Below are 21,714 nucleotides of genomic sequence, written 5' to 3' on the forward strand. Positions count from 1 at the left end.
CGGGCATCGTTACGATGCACTATCCATCCCGCATGCGGATGGTTCGCCAGGAGCAGGCATGAATCCGGTCGTCGCCCGCCAGGGCATCATCTCGCTGAAGATCAAGGACATTCCGTCGCTCTACAGCGCGTACATGCCGTTTCTCAAGAATGGCGGCCTGTTTGCGGCGACCACCCAGCGTTACGCGCTGGGTGACGAAGTTGTGCTGCTGATCAGCCTGATCGACGAAAGCGAGCGCATGTCGGTGGCGGGCAAGGTGGTGTGGATCAGCCCGGTCGGTGCCCAAGGCAACCGGCCCGCCGGTATCGGCGTGCACTTCAACGAGTCCAGTGACGGCGAGGTGGCGCGCCAGCGCATCGAAAACCTGCTCGCCGGCATGACCGCCTCCGATCGCGCAACCAGCACCATGTGATCGCCGCGGGGCGCGGCGCTGTGCTGATGCACGGTCATTTGCCGCACCCGAATACTTGTCGTGTCACCTGCCCGCACTGATACAATAGTGTGATCCCCGAACCAGATCGTGGCCGGTCGGACGCCTGCGATGGATCGTGGGTGATCGTGATGGAGCCTCTCGCGGCCATCGCTTTTCGCTGAAGCCACTTCCCGGACCGTCTTCCTCACGGTCACTGATGCGCCCGCGGGCGCGGAGGTACGTTGCATCGTGCTCGCCGAATACTGGCCCATCCTGCTGTTCATCGGCGTCGCCACCGGCCTCGGCCTGGTGCTGCTCGCCATCGGTCTGCTCGCCGGCCCGCGCCGGCCCGAAGCGGAAAAGCTTGCGCCCTACGAGTGCGGCTTCGAAGCGTTCGAGGACGCCCGCATGCGCTTTGACGTGCGCTACTACCTGCTGGCGATCCTGTTCATCATCTTCGACCTGGAAATCGCCTTCCTGTTTCCGTGGGCGGTGGTGTTCCAGTCGATCGGCCTCACCGCGCTGATCGAGATGGCGCTGTTCCTGCTGCTGCTGGTGATCGGCTTCGCCTACGTCTGGAAGAAGGGAGCACTGGAATGGGAGTGATGTCTTCCCTCGACCGGGTGATGCACAACCCGCAGCCGCTGAACCTGGTGGACGACATCCTGCGTCCGGCCGGCGACAACCCGATCGTGCAGCGCGGCTTCGCCACCACCTCGGTCGACGCGCTGATGAACTGGGCGCGAACCGGCTCGATGTGGCCGATGACTTTCGGCCTGGCCTGCTGCGCGGTGGAAATGATGCACGCCGGTGCCGCGCGTCTGGACCTGGACCGCTACGGCGTGATCTTCCGCCCCAGCCCGCGCCAGAGCGACGTGATGATCGTCGCCGGCACCCTGGTCAACAAGATGGCCCCGGCGCTGCGCAAGGTCTACGACCAGATGCCCGATCCGAAGTGGGTGATCTCGATGGGCAGCTGCGCCAACGGCGGCGGCTACTACCACTACTCGTACTCGGTGGTGCGCGGCTGCGATCGCATCGTGCCGGTGGATATCTACGTGCCCGGCTGCCCGCCGACGGCCGAGGCGCTGATCCACGGCATCCTGCAGCTGCAGAAGAAGATCCGCCGCACCAGCACCATCGCGCGTTCCTGAAGGCGCTTGCCCCATGACTGATACGCAAGACACCTCGCTCGCCGGACGCCTCACGGCCCGCTTCGGCGACATGCTCTCGATCAGCGTCGCACGTCGCGAAGTGACCGCCGAAGTCCGCGCGGCCGACCTGCTGGCCGTGGCCACCGCTTTGCGCGACGAGCCGTCGTTCCGCTTCAGCGAGCTGATCGATCTGTGCGGCATCGACTACCTCGGCTACGGCCAGACCGAGTGGGAAACCAACACCGCCGCCGGCGACGGTTTCTCGCGCGGCGTGGAAGGCGAGGCGATGGGCCGCTTCAGCTGGGCCGGCCGCCCGCATCCCGGGCGCGATCCGCGCCGGTTTGCGGCGGTGATCCACCTGCTGTCGATCGAGCACAACCAGCGCCTGCGCCTGCGCGTGTTTGCCGAAGACGACACCTTGCCAATGGTGCCCTCGCTGACTGGCGTATGGCCGGGTGTGAACTGGTTCGAACGCGAGGCGTTCGACATGTACGGCATTCTGTTCGACGGGCATCCGGACCTGCGCCGCATCCTCACCGACTACGGCTTCGTCGGCCATCCGTTCCGCAAGGATTTCCCGCTGATCGGCAACGTCGAGGTGCGCTACGACCCCGACCAGAAGCGCGTGATCTACGAACCGGTATCGATCGAGCCGCGCGTGCTGGTGCCGCGCACCATCCGCGATGACGCCGACCTGCTGCAGGCCAAGGCCGAAGCCGCCGACCACTGGCGGGAGAACTGAGAATGGCCCAGGAAATCCGCAACTACACGATGAACTTCGGCCCGCAGCATCCGGCCGCGCACGGCGTGCTGCGCCTGGTGCTGGAGATGGACGGCGAGACCATCGTGCGCGCCGACCCGCACGTGGGTCTGCTGCACCGTGGCACCGAGAAGCTGGCCGAGTCCAAGCCGTTCAACCAGTCGATCGGTTACATGGACCGCCTGGACTACGTGTCGATGATGTGCAACGAGCACGCCTACGTGCGTGCCATCGAGACGCTGCTGGGGATCGAGGCGCCGGAGCGCGCGCAGTACATCCGCACCATGTTCGACGAGATCACCCGCATCCTGAACCACCTGATGTGGATCGGCTCGAACGCGCTCGACCTCGGCGCCATGGCGGTGTTCCTGTACGCCTTCCGCGAGCGCGAAGAGCTGATGGACTGCTACGAGGCGGTCTCCGGCGCGCGCATGCACGCCACCTACTACCGTCCCGGCGGCGTCTACCGCGACCTGCCGGCGCAGATGCCGCAGTACCGCGAGTCGCCCTGGCACAAGGGCGCCGACCTCAAGCGCCTGAACAGCTGGCGCGAAGGCTCGATGCTCGACTTCCTCGACGCGTTCACCGCGGACTTCCCGTCCAAGGTCGACGAGTACGAGGAGCTGCTCACCAACAACCGCATCTGGAAGCAGCGCACCGTCGGCATCGGCGTGATCAGCCCGGAGCTGGCCCAGCAGTGGGGCATGACCGGTGCGATGCTGCGCGGCTCCGGCGTGGCCTGGGACCTGCGCAAGAAACAGCCCTACGCCAAGTACGCACAGATGGATTTCGACATCCCGGTCGGCGTCAACGGCGACTGCTACGACCGCTACCTGGTGCGCGTGGAAGAGATGCGCCAGTCCAACCGCATCATCCAGCAGTGCGTGAAGTGGCTGCGCGCCAATCCCGGCCCGGTGATGCTGAAGAACTTCAAGGTCGCGCCGCCCTCGCGCGAAGAGATGAAGGAGGACATGGAAGCCCTCATCCATCACTTCAAGCTGTTCACCGAAGGCTACGGCGTACCGGCCGGCGAGACCTACTGCGCGGTCGAGGCGCCCAAGGGCGAGTTCGGCTGCTACCTGGTCTCCGACGGCGCCAACAAGCCGTTCCGCGTGCATCTGCGTGCGCCGGGCTTTGCGCACCTTTCGTCGATCGATCCCATCGTGAGCGGCCACATGCTGGCCGACGTGGTGGCGATGATCGGTACCTACGACCTCGTGTTCGGCGAAGTCGATCGCTGAGCCGGAGGAAAAGATTCCCATGAAAGCCACCGGACATTACGACCAGGTCAGGAACGTCGACCCGCTCGTCGTACTCAACGACCACACCCGCCATCACATCGATGCGTGGGTGGCCAAGTTCCCGCCGGATCGCAAGCGCTCGGCGCTGATCCAGGCGCTGTTCGCGGCGCAGGAGCAGAACCACGGGTTCCTCACCGATGAGTTGATCACCGCGGTGGCGAAGTACCTCGACCTGCCTGCCGTGTGGGCCTACGAGGTGGCGAGCTTCTACTCGATGCTCGAGACCAAGCCGGTGGGCCGCAACAACGTGGCGATCTGCACCAACATCTCGTGCTGGCTCAACGGCGCCGAGGACCTGGTGCGGCATTGCGAGGAGAAGCTCGGCATCAAGCTGGGCGAAAGCACGCCGGACGGACGCGTCTACCTGAAGAAGGAAGAGGAATGCATCGCTGCGTGCGTGCGCGCGCCGGCGATGACCGTCAACGGCCACTATCACGAGTTTCTGACGATCGAATCGATCGACCAGATCCTCGACGGGCTCAAGTGAGGCATCGGTAATGGCAGTCGGACCCGCTCCGCAGGAACACCAGGTTGTCTACACCACGCTGCATTTCGACACGCCGTGGTCGATGGACAGCTATGTCCAGATGGACGGCTACAAGGCGTGGAGGAAGATCCTCGCCGAGAAGCCGGACCCGGCCTCGATCGTCGAGGAAGTGAAGAAGTCCAACCTGCGCGGCCGCGGCGGCGCAGGCTTCCCGACCGGCCTGAAGTGGTCCTTCATGCCCAAGGGCGACATGCAGAAGTACATCCTGTGCAACTCGGACGAGTCCGAGCCGGGCACCGCCAAAGACCGCGACATCCTGCGCTTCAACCCGCATGCGGTGATCGAGGGCATGGCGATCGCCTGCTACGCGACCGGCAGCACGGTGGCCTACAACTACCTGCGCGGCGAGTTCCACCACGAGCCGTTCGAGCACTTCGAGGAAGCGCTGAAGGAAGCGTACGCGGCCGGCCTGCTGGGCAAGAACATCCAGGGCACCGGCATCGACGTGGACATCCATGCCGCGCTCGGCGCCGGTGCCTACATCTGCGGCGAAGAGACCGCGTTGATGGAGTCGTTGGAAGGCAAGAAGGGCCAGCCGCGCTTCAAGCCGCCGTTCCCGGCCAACTTCGGCCTGTACGGCAAGCCCACCACCATCAACAACACCGAGAGCTACGCGTCGGTGCCGGCAATCCTGCGCAACGGCGCGGAGTGGTTCCTCAATCTTGGCAAGCCGAACAACGGTGGCCCGAAGGTGTTCTCGGTGTCCGGCCACGTCAACAAGCCCGGCAATTTCGAGATTCGCCTGGGCACCTCGTTCAACGACCTGCTGGCGATGGCTGGCGGCGTGCGAAACGGCAACAAGCTCAAGGCGGTCATTCCGGGCGGCTCCTCGATGAAGGTGCTGCCGGCGGCGATGATCACCGAGTGCACCATGGACTACGACAGCCTGCAGAAGGCCGGTTCGGGCCTGGGCTCCGGCGCGGTGATCGTGATGGACGAGACCACCTGCATGGTCAAGGCCTGCCATCGCATCGCACGCTTCTACTACGCCGAGTCCTGCGGCCAGTGCACGCCGTGCCGCGAGGGCACCGGCTGGATGTACCGCGTGCTCAGCCGCATCGTGGAAGGCAAGGGCACCGAGGACGACCTGCATCGCCTGAAGGCGGTCGCCGGGCAGATCGAAGGCCACACCATCTGCGCCTTCGGCGAAGCGGCCGCCTGGCCGGTGCAGGGCTTCCTGCACCACTTCTGGGACGAGTTCGAATACTTCGTGCGCAACGGTCGCTCCATCGTGGATGACCAGCTTGCCGCAGCAAACCAGGGAGTCGCCGCCTGATGAGCGCGCAGCCAGTGCCCCCCGCCCTCGATCTGCTCAATATCGAGATCGACGGCAAGCCCACCCAGATCCGCAAGGGCGCGATGATCATCGAGGCGGCCGACGCCATCGGTGTGGCGATCCCGCGCTTCTGCTACCACCGCAAGCTTCCCATCGCCGCCAATTGCCGCATGTGCCTGGTCGACGTGGAGATGGGCGGCAAGCTGATGCCCAAGCCGCAGCCGGCCTGCGCCACTCCGGTGGCCGAGGGCATGAAGGTGATGACGCGCTCGGACAAGGCGCTGAAGTTCCAGAAGGACGTGATGGAATTCCTTCTGATCAACCACCCGCTGGATTGCCCGATCTGCGACCAGGGTGGCGAGTGCGAGTTGCAGGACGTGGCGATGGGTTACGGCCGCAGCGTGTCGCGCTACACCGAGCGCAAGCGCACCGTGGCCGACGAGAACATCGGTCCGCTGGTCGCCACCGAGATGACGCGCTGCATCCAGTGCACCCGCTGCGTGCGCTTCACCAGCGAGATCGCCGGCACCTACGAGCTCGGCGGCATGAACCGCGGCGAGAACCTGCAGATCGGCACCTACATCGGCAAGACGGTGGAGACCGAGCTGTCGGGCAACATCATCGACGTCTGCCCGGTCGGTGCGCTGACCAACAAGCCGTTCCAGTTCAAGGCGCGCGCCTGGGAGCTGGTGGCCAAGCCGTCGATCGGCTACCACGACGCGCTCGGTTCCAACCTGTGGCTGCACACGCGCCGCGGCGAAGTGCTGCGCACGGTGCCGCGCGACAACGAATCGATCAACGAGTGCTGGCTGTCCGACCGCGATCGCTACAGTTACCAGGGTCTGTATGCCGCCGACCGCATCAGCGCGCCGGAAGTGAAGCGCAACGGCCAGTGGCAGGCGACCACCTGGGACGACGCACTGTCGTTCGCTGCCGAGGCACTGCGCAAGGTGCCGGGCGGCGAGCTGGGCGTGCTGGCCCATCCGTCCACCACCAATGAAGAGGGTGACTTGCTGGTGCGCCTGGCGCGCGGCCTGGGCAGCGCCCACGTCGACCACCGCCTGCGTCAGCTCGATTTCGCCGACGCGGCGGTGGCGACGGCGTTCGCCATGCCGGTGGCCGACGTGACCAAGGTGCGCGCGGCGCTGCTGGTCGGTTCCAACCTGCGTCACGAGATGCCGCTGCTCAACCATCGCCTGCATCAGGCGGTGAAGAAGGGCGCGAAGGTCTACACGGTCAACCCGGCTGCATTCGACTTCAACTACCGGCTGGCTGGTGAAGCCGTAGTCGCTCCCCACGCAATGGTCGATGCCTTGTTGTCGCTGGCCCATGCGGCCGTGGCGGCGGGTGCCTCGGCGCCGGCGGCGCTCGCCGACGCCGTGGGCGGCGCTTCGTCGGACCAGGGCGATGCCGATGCGGTGGCTGCGCTCAAGAGCGGCAGCGCAGTGATCGTGCTGGGCGAGCTGGCGGTGACCCACCCGCAGGCCTCCTGGCTGCGCGCCATTGCACGCTTCATTGCCGAAGCGACCGGCGCTGCGCTCAACGAACTGCCGGTGGGCGCCAACGCGATCGGCCTCGGCCGTGCCGGCGTGCTGCCGGGCAACGGCGGCCTCGACGCGCAGGCGATGCTGGCCAAACCTCGCAAGGCTTACGTGCTGTACGGCGTGGAGCCGCCGCACGACTTCGCCGATGGCGACGCTGCGCTCAAGGCGCTGCTGGCCGCCGACAGCGTGGTGGCGTTCGCCGCCTATGCGAGCCCGGCACTGCGTGACGTGGCCGACGTGATCCTGCCGATCGCCCTGCTGCCGGAATCGGAGGGCACGCTGGTGAATGTGGATGGCGTCGCCCAGCAGCAGCTGGCGGGTGCCAAGGCGCCGGGCCAGTCCCGCGCCGGCTGGCGCGTGCTGCGGGCGCTCGGCGGACTGATGCAGTTTGCCGGCTTCGAGTTCGACGACCTTGCCGGGCTGCGGGCGGGGATGGTCGAGCGTCCGTCCGCTGCGGCGAACGGCCTGGCGCCGCGCGCCGCGGCGGTCGGGCTGAGCCGCTTGGCCGACTGGCCGATCTATCGCGTCGATGCGGTGCTGCGCCGCGCCGCCGCGCTGAACGCCCATCCGCTCAACCGTGCGCCGGCCGTGCGCATGAACGCGGACGAGGCCGCCCGCCAAGGCGTCGTCGATGGCGCTTCGGTGCGTCTGGGCAACGCCGTGCTGCCGGTGGTGGTCGATAGCGCGGTGCCGGATGGCGCTGCGTGGATCGAGGCGGCACACGATCTCACCGCGACGCTACCGGCCTACGGCGCGTCCCTCACCCTGAGCAAGGCTTAAGCCCATGGGCGAACAGATCCTCAACCAGCTCGTCTGGCCGGTCATCTACATCCTGTGCATCGCGGTGCCGTTGATCCTGGCGGTGGCCATGTTCGTGTACTGGGAGCGCAAGGTCATTGGCTGGATGCATGTGCGCATGGGGCCGAACAAAATCGGTCCGCTGGGCCTGCTGCAGGCCTTCGCCGACGTGGTCAAGCTGCTGATCAAGGAAGTGATCCTGCCGACCAACGCGAACAAGTTCCTGTACTACCTGGCGCCGATGCTGGCGCTGGTGCCGGCGATGGCCGCGTGGTCGGTGATCCCGTTCGGCGAGAAGATGGTGCTGGCCAACGTCAACGCCGGTTTGCTGTACCTGCTGGCGATGACCTCGCTGGGCGTGTACGGCATCATCCTGGCCGGTTGGGCCTCCAACTCGCGCTACGCCCTGCTCGGTGCGATGCGCTCGGCCGCGCAGGTGATCTCCTACGAACTGGCGATGGGCCTGTGCCTGGTGTGCGTGCTGGTGCTGGCCGGTTCGCTCAACCTGACCGACATCGTGCATGCGCAGTCCGGTCCGAAGGGCATGGGCGAGTGGTTCATGTGGCCGCTGCTGCCGGTGTTCGTCATCTACTTCATCTCCGGTGTGGCCGAGACCAACCGCGCGCCGTTCGATGTGGCCGAGGGCGAGTCGGAGATCGTGGCCGGCTTCCACGTGGAGTATTCCGGCTCGGCCTTCGCGATCTTCTTCCTGGCCGAGTACGCGAACATGATCCTGGTGAGCTTCCTCGCCTCGATCCTGTTCATGGGCGGCTGGCTGAGCCCGCTGCAGGGCGTGATCACCGCGGACGTGTCGCCGTGGGTCAACTGGATCTGGAACGGCGGCTTCATCTGGCTGTTCATCAAAGCCTTCATCTTCGCGTTCTTCTTCCTCTGGTTTCGCGCCAGCTTCCCGCGCTACCGCTATGACCAGATCATGCGGCTGGGCTGGAAGGTGTTCATTCCCATCACCATCGTGTGGGTCCTAGTTGCCGGCTGCATGAAGTATTTCGGCTGGGTCACCATCGGCACGGGGGTCTGAAGAAAGCCATGTCCCGCATTACCCACTATTTCAAGAGCCTGCTGCTCATCGAGCTCATCAAGGGCATGGGCCTGACCATGCGTTACATGTTCAAGCCCAAGTACACGATGCGCTACCCGATGGAGCACATCCCCAAGTCGAACCGCTTCCGCGGCCTGCACGCGCTGCGCCGCTATCCGAACGGCGAGGAGCGCTGCATCGCTTGCAAGCTGTGCGAAGCGGTGTGCCCGGCGCTGGCGATCACCATCGACTCGGCACCGCGCGCCAGCGACGGTCAGCGCCGCACCACGCGCTACGACATCGACCTGTTCAAGTGCATCTTCTGCGGCTTCTGCGAGGAGAGCTGCCCGGTCGATTCGATCGTGGAGACCTCCATCCACGAGTACCACTTCGAGCAGCGTGGCGAGAACGTGGTGACCAAGCCGCAGCTGCTGGCCATCGGCGACCGCTTCGAGGCCGACATCGCTGCCGCCCGCGCGCAAGACGCGGCTTACCGCTGAGGGCAGGGGACACTCATGATCAATCCACAGTTGTTCCAGCTCATCTGCTTCTACGCCTTCGCGACCGTGACGGTGGCCTCGGCGCTGGCCGTGATCACCCTGCGCAACTCGGTGCATGCCGTGCTCGCGCTGGTGCTCACCTTCTTCAGCTCGGCCTGCATCTGGCTGCTGGCCGAGGCCGAGTTCCTGGCCATTGCGCTGATTGTTGTCTACGTCGGCGCGGTCATGGTGCTGTTCCTGTTCGTGGTGATGATGCTCGACATCGACCAGGAGAAGATGCGCGAGGGCTTCGTCAAGTTCCTGCCGGTGGGCCTGATCGTGGCGCTGGTGATGCTGGGCGAGATGCTGGCCCTGATCGGCGTGAGGGCGATGCACGCCACGGTGCTGGGCGAGAATCCCGCCACCGCGGCAGGCCTCTCCAACACGGCGTGGCTGGGCCACGCGCTGTACACCGATTACCTGCTGCCGTTCGAGATCGCCGCGCTGATCCTCACCGTGGGTGTGGTGGCGGCAGTTGCATTGACGCTGCGTCATCGTGGTGGCGTGCGCTACCAGACCGCGAGCCAGCAGGTGGCCGTGAAGGCGAGCGAGCGCGTTCGTCTGGTCAAGATGGCGGCCGACACGTCCTACGACCAGCCGCCCGCCGAGGAGTCCAAGTGATGCTCACGCTTTCGCACTACATCGTGCTCGGCGCGGTGCTGTTCTGCATTTCCGTGGCCGGCCTGTTCATCAACCGCAAGAACGTCATCGTGCTGCTGATGGCGATCGAGCTGATGCTGCTGGCGGTGAACATGAACTTCGTGGCGTTCTCGCGCTTCCTGGGCGATGTCTCCGGTCAGGTGTTCGTGTTCTTCATTCTCACCGTGGCCGCGGCGGAATCCGCGATCGGCCTGGCGATCCTGGTGCTGCTGTTCCGCAACCGCAGCACGATCAACGTCGCCGAAATCGACAGCATGAAGGGTTGATTGGATGGAACTCTCGACGGCAATCCTTCTCACTATCCCGCTGGCGCCGCTGGTCGGCTGCCTGCTGGCCGGTTTCTTCGGCAAGTTCATCGGTCGGGCCGGCGCGCACAGCGTGACCATCCTGGGCCTGCTGGTGGCCTGCGGACTCTCGTTCTACGTGCTGTACCAGATCACCGCGGGTGGCGCCCCTGTCTACAACCACAATCTCTACACCTGGTTCGAGATCGGCAAGTTCAGCGCCAGCGTCGGCTTCCTGGTCGATCGCCTGACCGCGATGATGATGGTAGTGGTGACCTTCGTGTCGCTGCTGGTGCACGTGTACACCATCGGCTACATGGAGGGTGATCCGGGTTACCAGCGCTTCTTCAGCTACATCTCGCTGTTCACCTTCTCGATGTTGATGCTCGTGATGAGCAACAACTTCATGCAGCTTTTCTTCGGCTGGGAGGCGGTGGGCCTGGTGTCGTACCTGCTGATCGGCTTCTGGTACAAGCGGCCGACCGCGATCTTCGCCAACCTCAAGGCCTTCCTGGTCAACCGCGTGGGCGACTTCGGTTTCCTGCTGGGCATCGCCGCGGTGCTGTATTTCCTCGGCACCATGGACTACGCCGCCGCGTTCGCCAGTGCGCCGTCTTTGATCGGTCGCACGTTGCAGATTACCCAGAACCACGCCTGGGACGCGGCCACGGTGATCTGCGTGCTGCTGTTCATCGGCGCGATGGGCAAGTCGGCCCAGGTGCCGCTGCACGTGTGGCTGCCCGACTCGATGGAAGGTCCGACGCCGATTTCCGCGCTGATTCACGCCGCGACCATGGTAACGGCGGGCATCTTCATGGTGGCGCGCATGTCGCCCATCTTCGAGCTGTCCAGTTCGGCGCTGAGTTTCGTGATGGTGATCGGCGCTACCGGGGCCCTGTTCACCGGGCTGATCGGCATCGTGCAGAACGACATCAAGCGGGTGGTGGCCTACTCGACGCTGTCGCAGCTCGGCTACATGACCGTGGCGCTGGGCGTGTCGGCCTACTCGGGCGCGGTGTTCCACCTGATGACCCACGCCTTCTTCAAGGCGCTGCTGTTCCTCGGTGCCGGCTCGGTGATCATCGCCATGCACCATGAGCAGGACATGCGCTACATGGGTGGCCTGCGCAAGTACATGCCGATCACCTGGATCACCATGTGGATCGGCTCGCTGGCGCTGTGCGGCGTGCCGTTCTTCGCCGGCTTCTACTCGAAGGACGCGATCATCGAGGCGGTCGGCGAGTCGCATCGCTGGGGCGCCAGCTACGCCTACTTCTGCGTGATGGCCGGTGCCTTCGTCACCGCGCTGTACACCTTCCGCCAGATGTATCTCACCTTCCACGGCAAGGAGCGCTTCACGGTCGTCGCCCATCACGGGCATGGCCATCACGATGCGCACCATGACGACGACCATCACGACGACCACGGTCAGCACGAGCCGGGCGTGCTGGAGCATGCGCCGCACGAGTCGCCGTGGGTGGTGACGCTGCCGCTGGTGCTGCTGGCGATTCCGTCGCTGCTGGTGGGCTTCTTCACAGTGGGGCCGATGCTTTTCGGTGACTGGTTCGGCCAGGCGATCCACGTGGAAGAGGCGAACAACGTGCTGGGCGAGCTGGCCGGCGAGTTCCACGGCGCGGCGGCGATGGCGCTGCACGGGTTCACCCAATGGCCGTTCTTCCTGGTGCTGGCAGCGTTCCTCATCCAGACCTACATCTACCTGTTCAACCCGGCGCTGGCCGGCCGCATCAAGGGCGCGCTGAAGCCGCTGTGGACCGTGCTGGACCGCAAGTACTGGGTGGACGACGTGTACTTCGCGGTCTTCGCCCGCGGTGGCGTGAAGCTCGGCCGCCTGTTCTGGAAGGCGGGTGACGCTGCGGTGATCGACGGCGCCCTGGTCAACGGCTCGGCCGGCCTGGTGCAGAAGATCGCCGCTGCGATGCGCCGCCTGCAGTCGGGCTACCTCTACCACTACGCCTTCGCGATGATTCTCGGCCTGATCCTGCTGCTCGGCGGGTTCTGGCTGGTCGGGCACTAAAGGGAATCCAGCTCAATGTTCAATCACCTGCTCAGCCTGTTGATCTGGCTTCCCGTCGTTGGCGCCGTGCCGGTGCTGCTGGCCGGTTCCGGTCGACCGGGCCTGGCCCGCTGGCTCGCCCTGCTGGTCGCCATCCTCACCTTCGTGGTCAGCCTGTTCCTGCTGCCGCAGTACAACGCTGCCGATGCGGCCATGCAGCTGGGCGAAAACCATCTGTGGATCGCCTCGCTCGGGGTGCACTACGGCCTGGCGGTGGACGGCATCTCGGTGGCGCTGATCCTGCTCACCACCTTCGTCAGCATCCTGGTGATCGTGGGTGCGTGGGAGGTGATCCAGGACAAGCCGCACCAGTACATGGCCGCGATGCTGGTGCTCGAAGGCCTGATGATCGGCGTGTTCTGCGCCACCGATGCGCTGCTGTTCTACGTGTTCTTCGAGGCCATGCTGATCCCGATGTTCATCCTCATCGGTGTCTGGGGTGGTCCGCGGCGCGTCTACGCCACGATCAAGTTCTTCATCTACACCTTCCTCGGTTCGATCTTCATGCTGGTCGGCCTGATCTACCTGTACCTCAAGGCCGGTACGTTCGACCTGCACACGCTGGCGGCACTGCCGCTGACCATGAAGGAGCAGAGCTGGCTGTTCTTCGCCTTTTTGCTGGCGTTCGCGGTGAAGGTGCCGATGGTGCCGGTGCACACCTGGCTGCCGGACGCCCACGTGGAGGCGCCGACCGGCGGCTCGGTGGTGCTGGCGGCGGTGATGCTGAAGATCGGCGGATACGGCTTCCTGCGCTTCTCGCTGCCGATCACGCCGGACGCCGCAGCGCACTTCGCGCCGCTGGTGATCGTGCTGAGCCTGGTTGCGGTGGTCTACATCGGCTACGTCGCGCTGGTGCAGGACGACATGAAGAAGCTGGTGGCCTACTCGTCGGTGGCCCACATGGGCTTCGTGACGCTGGGCATCTTCATCGCCTTCATGCTGGTCCGCGACGCCAACAACCTGGATGCGGCCAAGCTGGGCATGCAGGGTGCGATGGTGCAGATGATCTCGCACGGTTTCGTCTCGGGCGCGATGTTCTCGTGCATCGGCGTGCTGTATGACCGCCTGCACACGCGACAGATCAAGGACTACGGCGGCGTGATCAACGTCATGCCCTGGTTCGGCTTCTTCTACGTGCTGTTCGCCATGGCCAACTCCGGCCTGCCGGGTACCAGCGGCTTCGTCGGCGAATTCATGGTGGTGCTGGCCAGCTTCTCGGCCAATCCGTGGATCGCTCTGTTCGCGGCGTTCACCCTGATCATCGGCGCCGCCTACACGCTGTGGATGGTCAAGCGCGTGCTGTGGGGCGACATCACCAACCCGCACGTGGCGGAAATGAAGGAGATCAACGGACGCGAGACTTTCGTGCTGGTCGCCTTTGCCGCCGCGGTGCTGGCGCTGGGCATCTGGCCGCAGCCGCTGATCCACCTGATGGACAGCTCGGTGGCGCAGCTGGTCCAGCAGCTGGCCGTACACAAGATCTGATCGGGACCGACCATGCCCACAATGAATGACATCCTGATCCTGCTGCCGGAGTTCTACCTGGTGGCGGCCGCGTGCCTTCTGCTTTTGCTCGACGCGTTCATGAAGCCCGAGCAGCGGCCGCTGCTGCACTGGCTGTCGATCGCCGTGCTCGCGGTCGCCATCTACATGGTGGTGGGCGCGGCGCCGGCGGTGCCGCTCAGCGCCTTCCACGGCATGTTCCTGCGCGACGGCGTGGCGACCATCCTCAAGGTCTTCGCGCTGCTGACGACGATCCTGGTGTTCGTGTATTCGCGACCCTACCTGCGCGATCGCAAGCTGTTCATCGGCGAGTTCTACACGCTGATGATCTTCGCCGTGATCGGCGTGATGCTGCTGGTCTCGGCCGGCAGCCTGGTGACGGTTTACCTCGGCCTGGAGCTGCTGTCGCTGTCGTCCTACGCGCTGGTGGCGCTGAATCGCGACGCGCCGCTGCCGTCCGAGGCGGCGATGAAGTACTTCGTGCTCGGCGCGCTGGCCTCCGGCATGCTGCTGTACGGTATGTCGATGGTGTACGGCGCCTCGGGCATGGGCGGCCAGGCTACGCTGGACCTGGCCCAGCTGCAGCACGTGATGGGCTACACCACGGCGCCGACGCTGCTGCTGTTCGGCCTGGTGTTCATGGTGGTGGGCATCAGCTTCAAGCTGGGCGTGGCGCCGTTCCACATGTGGATTCCGGACGTCTACCAGGGCGCGCCGACGCCGATCACCACCTTCATCGCATCGGCTTCGAAGCTGGCCGCGTTCGGCATGGCCTATCGGCTGCTGGCCGGCGGCATGGCGGACGTGGCGCACCAGTGGCAGCTGATGCTCAGCGTGCTGGCGGTGCTGTCGCTGGCGATCGGCAACCTGGTCGCGATCGTGCAGACCAACCTCAAGCGCATGCTGGCGTACTCGACCATCTCGCACATGGGCTACCTGCTGCTGGGTCTGGCAGCGGCCGGTCCGGAGGGTTACTCGGCAGCGATGTTCTATGCCATCAGCTACGCGCTGATGAGCACGGCCTCGTTCGGCGTGATCCTCGCGCTGGCCCGGGCGGGGTTCGAGTGCGAGGAGATCGACGACCTGCGCGGCCTCAACCAGCGCTCGCCGTGGCTTGCATTCCTGATGCTGCTGGTGATGGTCTCGCTGGCCGGCGTGCCGCCGATGTTCGGCTTCTTCGCCAAGCTGCTGGTGCTGCAGGCGGCGATCCACGCCGGCATGATGTGGCTGGCGATCGTCGGCGCGGTGTTCGCCATCATCGGCCTGTACTACTACCTGCACGTGGTGAAGGTGATGTACTTCGACAAGCCGGTCGAAGGTTCCGAGCTGCGCCTGCAAGCCGATGGCTCGGTGCGCGTAGTGCTGTCGCTGAATGCGTTGGGCCTGCTCGTCATCGGCCTGTACTGGGGGCCGCTGATCGCCTGGTGCCGCAGCGCGTTCGCGGGCTGAAGGGCCGATCAGGGGCAAAAAAATCGCGACAAGGCTTGCAAGAAACCGGCCATGTCGCTATAGTCTGCGGACTCTGATGCGGGGTGGAGCAGTCTGGCAGCTCGTCGGGCTCATAACCCGAAGGTCGCAGGTTCGAATCCTGCCCCCGCTACCACGTTTATCTGCTGTCCCGAGCCGGCGATCTCTGCATAGAGGTCGCCGTTTTCGTTTTGGCTGACGGTGATGCGGTCGCCGAGCAGTTCGCGCAGGGCGGTGCGCGCGGCGGGCAGGTTGCGGGTGTGGTCGGCGAGGCGGTCGACGATGCCGCGCCACAGTTCGCGAGCGCGCGGCAGGAACTGGGTGGGCTGGTAGTTGCGCAGTTGGGTGAGCTCGGCGCGGGCGACCTCGATGGCGCTCTCGGCGGCGAGCAGCTCGCGCTTGGTGCTGGCGGTGATGATGCCCGCCTTGATCGCCGTCATGATGTTGGCATGTTCGAGCTCGGCCTGGGCGAGGCGCCGCTTGGCGCCGGCTTCATCCGGTGCGGCTTGCTTGAGTGCCTGGCTGGCGGCGCGCTGGAAGTGCTGGAACGCTGCCTCGCTGAGCAGCTGGTGCTGGATGGTGGCGAGCAGGGCGGTATCGGTGCGCGCACGCGGCAGGCGCACGCGCCATGAGCACACGGCGTCGCCGCGATCCTTGTGGGTGGCGCAGCCGTAGTAGCGGTCGACCACCACCAGCGGGCCCCCGCATTGCCCGCAGCGCAGGATGCCGCTGAGCAGGTAGCGCGCCGGCCGGCCCGGGCCACCCTGCTTGCCGCTGCCAGTGCGCACGGGCGCAGCAGCGCGCATGCGCTCCTGTGCGGCCTGCCACGTGGCGGCATCGATGATGGCCAGCTCGGGCTGCTCGGTGATGATCCACTCGCTCTCGGGGCGATCCTGCCGCACGCGCCGGCCGGTTTCCGGATGCTTGACCCAGTGGCTGCGGTTCCAGATCTGCCGACCCACGTAGATGGGGTTGGCGAGGATGCCGATGCCGCGCTTCTGATCGGGATAGACGGCGGTCATGGCCCATGTGCCGCGGCGCGCGGAGGGCACGCGATCGGCGTTGAGGCCGGCCACGATCTGCCGCGGGCTCTTGCCTTGCACGTACTCGGCGAAGATGCGCCGCACCACCTCGGCCTGCTCGGGGTGGATGGCGCGGCCGCCCACCTCGGTGACTTGGTAGCCGTAGGGCAGGCCGCCGGCGCTGGCGCCAGCGAGCGCGCGACCGGTGAGGCCGCGGTGGGTTTTCTCGGCGAGGTCGTCCAGGTAGAGCTCGGACATGAGGCCGCGCAGGCCCACGTCGGCCTTGTGGTTTTTGCGGGCGGTGTCCACGCCGTCGCTCACACCGACCAGGCGCACGCCGGCGAAGTTGAGGCGCTTGATGGTGCGGCTGCACTCGGACTGATCGCGCGAGAGGCGCGAGAGATCGTCCACCAGCAGCACGTCGAACTGGTCCGCATCGGCGAGCAGGCGCTGGTAGCCCAGGCGATCGCCACGCGCGCCGCTCACGGCGGCATCGGTGTAGACGGCTGGCTCTGGCCAGCCCTGGCGCGCGCAGTAGGCCCGGCAGTTGCGCAGCTGATCCTCGAGGCTGGCCTCGCGCTGGGCATCGGAACTGTATCGGGCGTATGCAGCGGTGCGCATGTCTAAACGTGGAAATCGCCGATCTTGTAGTGGTCATCCCGGCGATTCGGCTGATCGTCTTCGCCGAACACTTCGACCTCGGTTAGTCGTATCCAGCATTCATCTGGCGCCCAGGTATACACATCGCGGTCGCCATGCTCCGCAACCATTTTCTGCAAAACCTCTATCAGCTCAGTTGCCTTCATGAAAACCCCTTTAATGACACTTAACAAGCAACTAGCACTATGGCGTGTTCTTTGACAGGCTGCATGGCGGGCGAGCTTAGGCCGCGCGGTCCACAGGATGCAAAGCCACGGGCTCCGAACGCTCCCCGGCGGGATCGTTGCTGGCTGCGGCCTGCGCCGTCAGATAATCCTGTGCGGCCTGGCGTGCGAGTGCTTCGATCAGCGGCGCGAGAGCAGGGTGCAGTGAGGTGTTCACGGGCGAGTCCCTCGGCGCGCCAGGCGCTTGATCAATTCGAGCCGCTTGTGGCGGCGGTGCTCGGCGGGGTTGCGATCGTTCCATGGCGACGCCCAGCGGCCTTTGCGGCCGGCGATGGTGGCGCGCGGTTCACCGGGGCGGAAGCGGCCTGGATTGGTGGGTTGGGGGCTCATGTGCTGCGGGCAATCAGCCATGGCCGAGCATCCGGCGCAGTAGGCTAGGGCGCTTGGGTTCATCGATCATCACCACTTCCCCCGGGCGCGCGCCGTTGGCGGCGGCGAGCTGCAGCGGCGCGGGGGGTCGCACGTCGAACTGGAACACCTCACGGCCGCTCAGTGCCTGCTGGATCAGGCTGGGCAGGCTGGCGTAGAGGTCGCGCGGCATGGCGGCGTAGTCGATGCAGTGCAGGGCGCGAAGGGTGCGGTACGCCTCGGGATCGGGGTGCACGTTCAGCAGATCGGCGACCTTATCGAGGGTGCAGATGCTGAAGTGCTTGCCGCGCATCATTTCGTTGAGTGCGGTGAGGGCGGCTTGCTGTTTGAGGTCAATCATGGGACGGACCTCGCTTGATGATCTGGTCGCGCGCGCTGTTGGCTGTCCAGTCCTCGATGGTGCAGGTGAGCATTTCACCGATCACTTCCTGGTAGACCACCGTTTCGCCGCAGCGGTCCAGCACGTACAGCACGCTGTAAGGCGTGATCGTGGAGCGCAGCACGTCACCTGGCTGCGGGTCGCTGCGGGGATCGCGCAGGCGAGGGTCGATGCGCGATGGCACGGTGTGTGGAAGCTGCACCATGGCTCAGTCCTCCCCGCAGCCGGCGCCGATAGCGCCGGGGTTGTCGCTGGCGACGAACTGCTGCCAGGGCACCCAGCCCCGGGGGCAGTGGAAGCCCCACTCGCGCACGTTGCGGAAGAACACGAACACGGTAACCAGGCGCCCATCGGCCGGGATCTCGATGCGATGGGCAAATGTGGCGCGGCGCCAACGGACGGTGCCGACCTGGATGGTGCGGCGGTGGTGGGTGCCGCCGGCGGCAATAGTGTGCTCGATGCCTTCGCCATTGGTCGCAACGCTGAGGCTGGCTGCGGGGTGATCGTGATGCGCACGGTCGTCGTCGCTACGCAGGAACTCGTGCACGTAGATGCGGCAGATGCCGAGCAGCGAGCGCGACACGCGGCGGCCCTCGGCATTGGTGGTGCTGCCAAGCAAGTACCAGCGGCGCAGGTAGGGGTGGGCGGAATCGCCGACGATGAAGTCCGGCTCACGCCGCATGGTGCGTTCGGTGAGTTTGGCGAGCAGAGCGGTGATCATGCGCGTGCCAGCTCGTGATCGCGTGGCACGCGGAAGCCTGCGGCGTTGCGGTGGCCGCCGCCGCCGTACTGCTGTGCGATAGCGGCGACGTCCATGCCTTCATCGGTGCTGCGCAGGCTGAACTGGCGGCTGTCGGCGGTATCCCAGTAGCAGGCGGCGAACGGTTCGCCCTGGGCCATGAGATGGCCGGCATCGCTGGTGAGCGTGTAGGGCAGGCTGGCGGCCGGCACGTCGTGCCCGGCAATGGTCAGGCGGCGCTGGCATACCGCGACCAGCTCGGCGACATCCTTGTGGTGCTTGCGCTCGATGGCGACGCCTGCGAGGCGAAGGTCGCAGCAGATGCGCTCTTCAGCGTGGGGAGTTGCAGGAAACAGCATGCCCATCCACGTATCGAACTCGTAGGGGTAGCTGAACAGTGCCGCCTGCACCTCGCGCGTGCCTGAAAGCGTGAAGCGCCAGAGGTCGCGATCCTCGATGTAGCGGATCAGCATGGGGCACCTCGTGCCGCGAAAGAACGTATCCCACGCGAGGCGGACGCCGCTGCGGTTCATGTCGAATACGGCGGTGATGTTGGCGCTGGCCGGAAGCGCATGCAGTGCTTCGGCGGCCGTCTTGTGGTGGTCCAGCACCAGCACGCTGGCAGCGTCCTCGGCCATGGCCAGCAGCACATCGCGCGGGTAGCTGAAATCCACGATGACGACGTGCTTGCCGGTGACGTCCGGCGGGGTGGCGCCATAGCTGCCGGCGTGGAACGTGACGCGCTCGCCCAGGGCATGGCGGACGACGCAGGCGGCGCCGAAACCGTCGGCGCAGTTACCGTGGTAGATGCACACGATTTGCGCGGGGTCGACGCCACGCAGCAGGTTGGCTTGAAGCGATGTCATAGGGTGGGCTTCCTGTTCTTGCGGATGCTGGCCAGGCAGTTGGCGCAGATGCGACGCCCGCGCCGAAGGCTGCTGGGCACGCTGTTGGCGACGATGTGCTTGCCGCTCTGGCAGAAGTAGGTGCCGGTGATGCGTTCGGCGGCCTGGCGCATGCGGCGGGCGTCTTCGGGCTGGGTCATGTGTGAATCACTGTCCACCGCCGATCGGAGACAGGCCGGCCGACTGCATCGGAGTCGCTAAAGCTCGACAAGAAAATGAAGTTGGGCGTGGGCGTCGTGCTTCGCTGCTCGCCATTGCCAGCGATGCGGACAGCGGGTCGCGTGATCAGAGATTTGATCTTGTCGATAGCCATGCTGTTGGACGGCACCTCATCGACGATGACCGTGCGGGCATAGACGACACCTGGCGGGAAGGCGAAGCGGCGCTCCTGCAATTGCTCCCAAGTCATCTCAAGGAACGGGCCGTGGGCAGCTGCCAGCTCGCGAGCGCGTCGGCTTTTTCCCGCTCCCTGCGGGCCGGTGATGATGGTTGCGGTGGCCTTCATGGATATCTCCTTGGCCGGGTTTGCCCGCCCGGCGCCGGGTGTCGCTGATTGCTCTGCGGGGCGTATCAGGGTTTGAAGGTGCCCACGGCCAGGGCGACGGTGGTGCCGAGCTTGTCGCCGAGCAGGGCGACGACCTCGTTGGCGATGGCTTCGGTGACCTTCTCGGCCTGCTGCAGGCGCAGGACGAGTGCGAGGCGATCGCCACCGGTGTTGACGCCCAGGCGCAGGCTCAACTTGCGCAGGCCCAGGCCTTCGTACGGCACGCAGGTGAACTGGAATCCGTTGGGCAGGGTGAGGCGGCTGCTGGCGTCCACGCGCTCCATGGCGCTGGCGGAGTTGCCCATGTCGCGCACTTCGTTCTGCACGGTGCGGGCCTTCTCCACGGTGATGTCGCGGATGGCGGCGAGGGCATTGGCCATGCGGGTGCCGTCGGCGGTTTCGCCGTACACCGGCTCGATGTGCTCGCGGAAATCCTCGAGGAAGTCGTGCAGGGTGCGCTGGTCGTGCGGGCGCGAGGTGGCGGCGAGCACGGCGGCGTAGGCGGCGGTGGGCTTGAGGTTGAGCGTGGCGTGGTGATCGCCGTGGCCCGGCTCGGTGGCGGTGCCGAGGTTGAAGAACACGCGGGCGGTCATGGTGTCGGTGTCCACAAAGCCCTGCAGCTGCCCGGCCGGCGTCTTGTCCAGCACCGCGTCGCGTGTGTGCTCGATATGATCGAGGAAGGCCACCAGGTTGCGCGTGTTGAAGGCGCCGCGGTAGCGGTTGCGGCGCGGCTGCAGGTGCTCCAGCGACTCGATTTTCTGAGTGCCGTGGATGATGACGGCGCTGAGGTCGGCAAGGTGGTTGGCGCCGGCGGCTTCAACGCCGAGCTGCGCGATGGTGTCGACTGCGGATTTGTCCATGGTGATCTCGTGTTGGGTGAGGTGGTGGGCAGTGGCCGGGTTGGCTACCGGCATCCGTGAGGAAGGCGATGGGCGGTTCCAGTGGTCCGCGCTGCGAACAAGGGCTTGAGGGCTTACGGCCGTACTGCGCTCTGCCTCCGCAATCCCCGCTGGGTCGATCCCATCGGCACGCGGGTTCGTCCCCGCTGCACTGCCATGGAAGGGGTCAGGCGCCGGCCTGCGCGGCTTCGTCGCGCTTGCCGAACATGTCGCTCTGCGACTCGGGGAACAGGCTGAGCACGCCACCGGTGCCGACGTGCAGCGGCGTGCTGGTGGTGGCTTCTTCCACCACCTTGCCCTTGATGGTGGGCTTGGCGTACTTGATGGCGTGGGTGCACAGCACCTGGCTGGCGTCGCCGGTGCGCAGCAGATCCAGCGTGATGGTGACCTTGCCCTTCTTGCCGGTGGTCACCACGCCGAGCGCGACGTCGCGCATGGCGGCGTCCAGGCGTTGGGTGAAGATGCCGGCGTCCAAGTCGTGGAAGAGCTGGGCTACATCGGTGGTTTTGCTCACAGGGGTGCTCCTTGGCGCCGCGCGCCGGTGATGAGGGGACAGCTCAGCGCCCTGCAGGGCGCGGGAGTCGGGAGATCGCGCTTGCATGCCCAGGGGGTGGC

27 protein-coding genes, 1 tRNA gene and 1 pseudogene are annotated in these 21,714 nt (G+C 65.9%); 17 read left to right on the forward strand and 12 right to left on the reverse strand.

What is annotated here, in order from left to right; all coding sequences use genetic code 11:
• Positions 1-58 precede the first annotated feature (58 nt).
• The 17 genes from ISP17_RS11165 to ISP17_RS11245 all read left to right on the forward strand — a co-directional run bounded on the left by ISP17_RS11165 (position 59) and on the right by ISP17_RS11245 (position 15,990).
• The gene (locus tag ISP17_RS11165; protein WP_404633117.1) at positions 59-412 is read left to right on the forward strand and encodes a PilZ domain-containing protein; all 354 of its coding nucleotides are present in this window, start codon (positions 59-61) and stop codon (positions 410-412) included.
• Between the two features lie 249 nt (positions 413-661).
• Positions 662-1,018, forward strand: a complete 357-nt coding sequence (locus ISP17_RS11170; protein ID WP_404633119.1) for an NADH-quinone oxidoreductase subunit A — start codon at positions 662-664, stop codon at positions 1,016-1,018.
• Complete coding sequence (locus tag ISP17_RS11175) at positions 1,009-1,566, forward strand: NuoB/complex I 20 kDa subunit family protein (protein ID WP_404633121.1); 558 nt, start codon at positions 1,009-1,011, stop codon at positions 1,564-1,566. Before ISP17_RS11170 ends, ISP17_RS11175 begins: the two co-directional genes overlap by 10 nt.
• A gap of 13 nt (positions 1,567-1,579) precedes the next feature.
• Positions 1,580-2,308 carry an NADH-quinone oxidoreductase subunit C gene (locus tag ISP17_RS11180; protein ID WP_404633123.1) on the forward strand — a complete coding sequence of 243 codons (729 nt, stop codon included), beginning with the start codon at positions 1,580-1,582 and terminating at the stop codon, positions 2,306-2,308.
• A gap of 2 nt (positions 2,309-2,310) precedes the next feature.
• Positions 2,311-3,567, forward strand: a complete 1,257-nt coding sequence (locus ISP17_RS11185; RefSeq protein WP_404633125.1) for an NADH-quinone oxidoreductase subunit D — start codon at positions 2,311-2,313, stop codon at positions 3,565-3,567.
• A gap of 19 nt (positions 3,568-3,586) precedes the next feature.
• The gene (nuoE, locus tag ISP17_RS11190; RefSeq protein WP_404633127.1) at positions 3,587-4,114 is read left to right on the forward strand and encodes an NADH-quinone oxidoreductase subunit NuoE; all 528 of its coding nucleotides are present in this window, start codon (positions 3,587-3,589) and stop codon (positions 4,112-4,114) included.
• A 10-nt stretch (positions 4,115-4,124) separates the two neighbouring features.
• A complete protein-coding gene (gene nuoF / locus ISP17_RS11195) occupies positions 4,125-5,450 on the forward strand; it encodes an NADH-quinone oxidoreductase subunit NuoF (RefSeq protein WP_404633129.1) in 1,326 nt (441 codons plus the stop codon).
• Positions 5,450-7,774: an NADH-quinone oxidoreductase subunit NuoG gene (gene nuoG / locus ISP17_RS11200; RefSeq protein ID WP_404633131.1), complete on the forward strand. Its 2,325-nt coding sequence runs from the start codon at positions 5,450-5,452 to the stop codon at positions 7,772-7,774. The genes nuoF and nuoG overlap by 1 nt, the downstream gene beginning before the upstream one ends.
• 4 nt (positions 7,775-7,778) lie before the next feature.
• Positions 7,779-8,831: an NADH-quinone oxidoreductase subunit NuoH gene (nuoH, locus tag ISP17_RS11205; protein ID WP_404633133.1), complete on the forward strand. Its 1,053-nt coding sequence runs from the start codon at positions 7,779-7,781 to the stop codon at positions 8,829-8,831.
• A gap of 8 nt (positions 8,832-8,839) precedes the next feature.
• The gene (nuoI, locus tag ISP17_RS11210) at positions 8,840-9,331 is read left to right on the forward strand and encodes an NADH-quinone oxidoreductase subunit NuoI (protein ID WP_404633135.1); all 492 of its coding nucleotides are present in this window, start codon (positions 8,840-8,842) and stop codon (positions 9,329-9,331) included.
• A 15-nt stretch (positions 9,332-9,346) separates the two neighbouring features.
• Entirely contained in the window at positions 9,347-9,991 is a 645-nt protein-coding gene (locus ISP17_RS11215; RefSeq protein ID WP_404633137.1) for an NADH-quinone oxidoreductase subunit J, read from the forward strand.
• On the forward strand, positions 9,991-10,296 hold the full coding sequence (gene nuoK, locus ISP17_RS11220; RefSeq protein WP_017462246.1) for an NADH-quinone oxidoreductase subunit NuoK: 306 nt from the start codon (positions 9,991-9,993) through the stop codon (positions 10,294-10,296). The genes ISP17_RS11215 and nuoK overlap by 1 nt, the downstream gene beginning before the upstream one ends.
• A gap of 4 nt (positions 10,297-10,300) precedes the next feature.
• Complete coding sequence (gene nuoL / locus ISP17_RS11225; RefSeq protein ID WP_404633139.1) at positions 10,301-12,349, forward strand: NADH-quinone oxidoreductase subunit L; 2,049 nt, start codon at positions 10,301-10,303, stop codon at positions 12,347-12,349.
• 15 nt (positions 12,350-12,364) lie between these two features.
• Entirely contained in the window at positions 12,365-13,873 is a 1,509-nt protein-coding gene (locus tag ISP17_RS11230) for an NADH-quinone oxidoreductase subunit M (RefSeq protein ID WP_404633141.1), read from the forward strand.
• 12 nt (positions 13,874-13,885) lie between these two features.
• Positions 13,886-15,340, forward strand: a complete 1,455-nt coding sequence (gene nuoN / locus ISP17_RS11235) for an NADH-quinone oxidoreductase subunit NuoN (RefSeq protein ID WP_404633143.1) — start codon at positions 13,886-13,888, stop codon at positions 15,338-15,340.
• A gap of 77 nt (positions 15,341-15,417) precedes the next feature.
• Positions 15,418-15,494, forward strand: a tRNA-Met gene (locus tag ISP17_RS11240).
• Between the two features lie 55 nt (positions 15,495-15,549).
• The gene (locus tag ISP17_RS11245) at positions 15,550-15,990 is read left to right on the forward strand and encodes a hypothetical protein (RefSeq protein ID WP_404633145.1); all 441 of its coding nucleotides are present in this window, start codon (positions 15,550-15,552) and stop codon (positions 15,988-15,990) included.
• 3 nt (positions 15,991-15,993) lie between these two features.
• On the opposite strand, the pseudogene ISP17_RS11250 reads toward ISP17_RS11245, so the two are convergent.
• The 12 genes and pseudogenes from ISP17_RS11250 to ISP17_RS11305 form a co-directional block, all read right to left on the reverse strand.
• Positions 15,994-17,001, reverse strand: a pseudogene (locus ISP17_RS11250) (recombinase family protein); the annotation flags it as partial.
• 2 nt (positions 17,002-17,003) lie between these two features.
• On the reverse strand, positions 17,004-17,186 hold the full coding sequence (locus tag ISP17_RS11255; protein ID WP_404633147.1) for a hypothetical protein: 183 nt from the start codon (positions 17,184-17,186) through the stop codon (positions 17,004-17,006).
• Positions 17,187-17,262: 76 nt separating this feature from the next.
• Positions 17,263-17,421, reverse strand: coding sequence for a hypothetical protein (locus ISP17_RS11260; RefSeq protein WP_404633149.1), 159 nt, complete (start codon positions 17,419-17,421; stop codon positions 17,263-17,265).
• Positions 17,418-17,594, reverse strand: coding sequence for a hypothetical protein (locus ISP17_RS11265; RefSeq protein WP_404633151.1), 177 nt, complete (start codon positions 17,592-17,594; stop codon positions 17,418-17,420). The genes ISP17_RS11260 and ISP17_RS11265 overlap by 4 nt, the downstream gene beginning before the upstream one ends.
• Before the next feature lie 13 nt (positions 17,595-17,607).
• Entirely contained in the window at positions 17,608-17,973 is a 366-nt protein-coding gene (locus ISP17_RS11270; protein ID WP_404633153.1) for a hypothetical protein, read from the reverse strand.
• Positions 17,966-18,217, reverse strand: a complete 252-nt coding sequence (locus ISP17_RS11275) for a hypothetical protein (protein ID WP_404633155.1) — start codon at positions 18,215-18,217, stop codon at positions 17,966-17,968. The genes ISP17_RS11270 and ISP17_RS11275 overlap by 8 nt, the downstream gene beginning before the upstream one ends.
• Before the next feature lie 3 nt (positions 18,218-18,220).
• Positions 18,221-18,733: a hypothetical protein gene (locus ISP17_RS11280; RefSeq protein ID WP_404633157.1), complete on the reverse strand. Its 513-nt coding sequence runs from the start codon at positions 18,731-18,733 to the stop codon at positions 18,221-18,223.
• Complete coding sequence (locus tag ISP17_RS11285; protein WP_404633159.1) at positions 18,730-19,617, reverse strand: hypothetical protein; 888 nt, start codon at positions 19,615-19,617, stop codon at positions 18,730-18,732. The genes ISP17_RS11280 and ISP17_RS11285 overlap by 4 nt, the downstream gene beginning before the upstream one ends.
• A complete protein-coding gene (locus tag ISP17_RS11290) occupies positions 19,614-19,796 on the reverse strand; it encodes a hypothetical protein (protein WP_404633161.1) in 183 nt (60 codons plus the stop codon). The genes ISP17_RS11285 and ISP17_RS11290 overlap by 4 nt, the downstream gene beginning before the upstream one ends.
• Positions 19,793-20,161, reverse strand: a complete 369-nt coding sequence (locus ISP17_RS11295; protein WP_404633163.1) for a P-loop NTPase family protein — start codon at positions 20,159-20,161, stop codon at positions 19,793-19,795. The genes ISP17_RS11290 and ISP17_RS11295 overlap by 4 nt, the downstream gene beginning before the upstream one ends.
• A gap of 65 nt (positions 20,162-20,226) precedes the next feature.
• Positions 20,227-21,060, reverse strand: a complete 834-nt coding sequence (locus ISP17_RS11300; protein WP_404633165.1) for a DUF2303 family protein — start codon at positions 21,058-21,060, stop codon at positions 20,227-20,229.
• 205 nt (positions 21,061-21,265) lie between these two features.
• Complete coding sequence (locus tag ISP17_RS11305) at positions 21,266-21,613, reverse strand: hypothetical protein (RefSeq protein ID WP_404633167.1); 348 nt, start codon at positions 21,611-21,613, stop codon at positions 21,266-21,268.
• Positions 21,614-21,714 lie beyond the last annotated feature (101 nt).

The organism is Dyella ginsengisoli (assembly GCF_044904665.1).
GTDB classification, from domain to species: domain Bacteria; phylum Pseudomonadota; class Gammaproteobacteria; order Xanthomonadales; family Rhodanobacteraceae; genus Dyella_A; species Dyella_A ginsengisoli.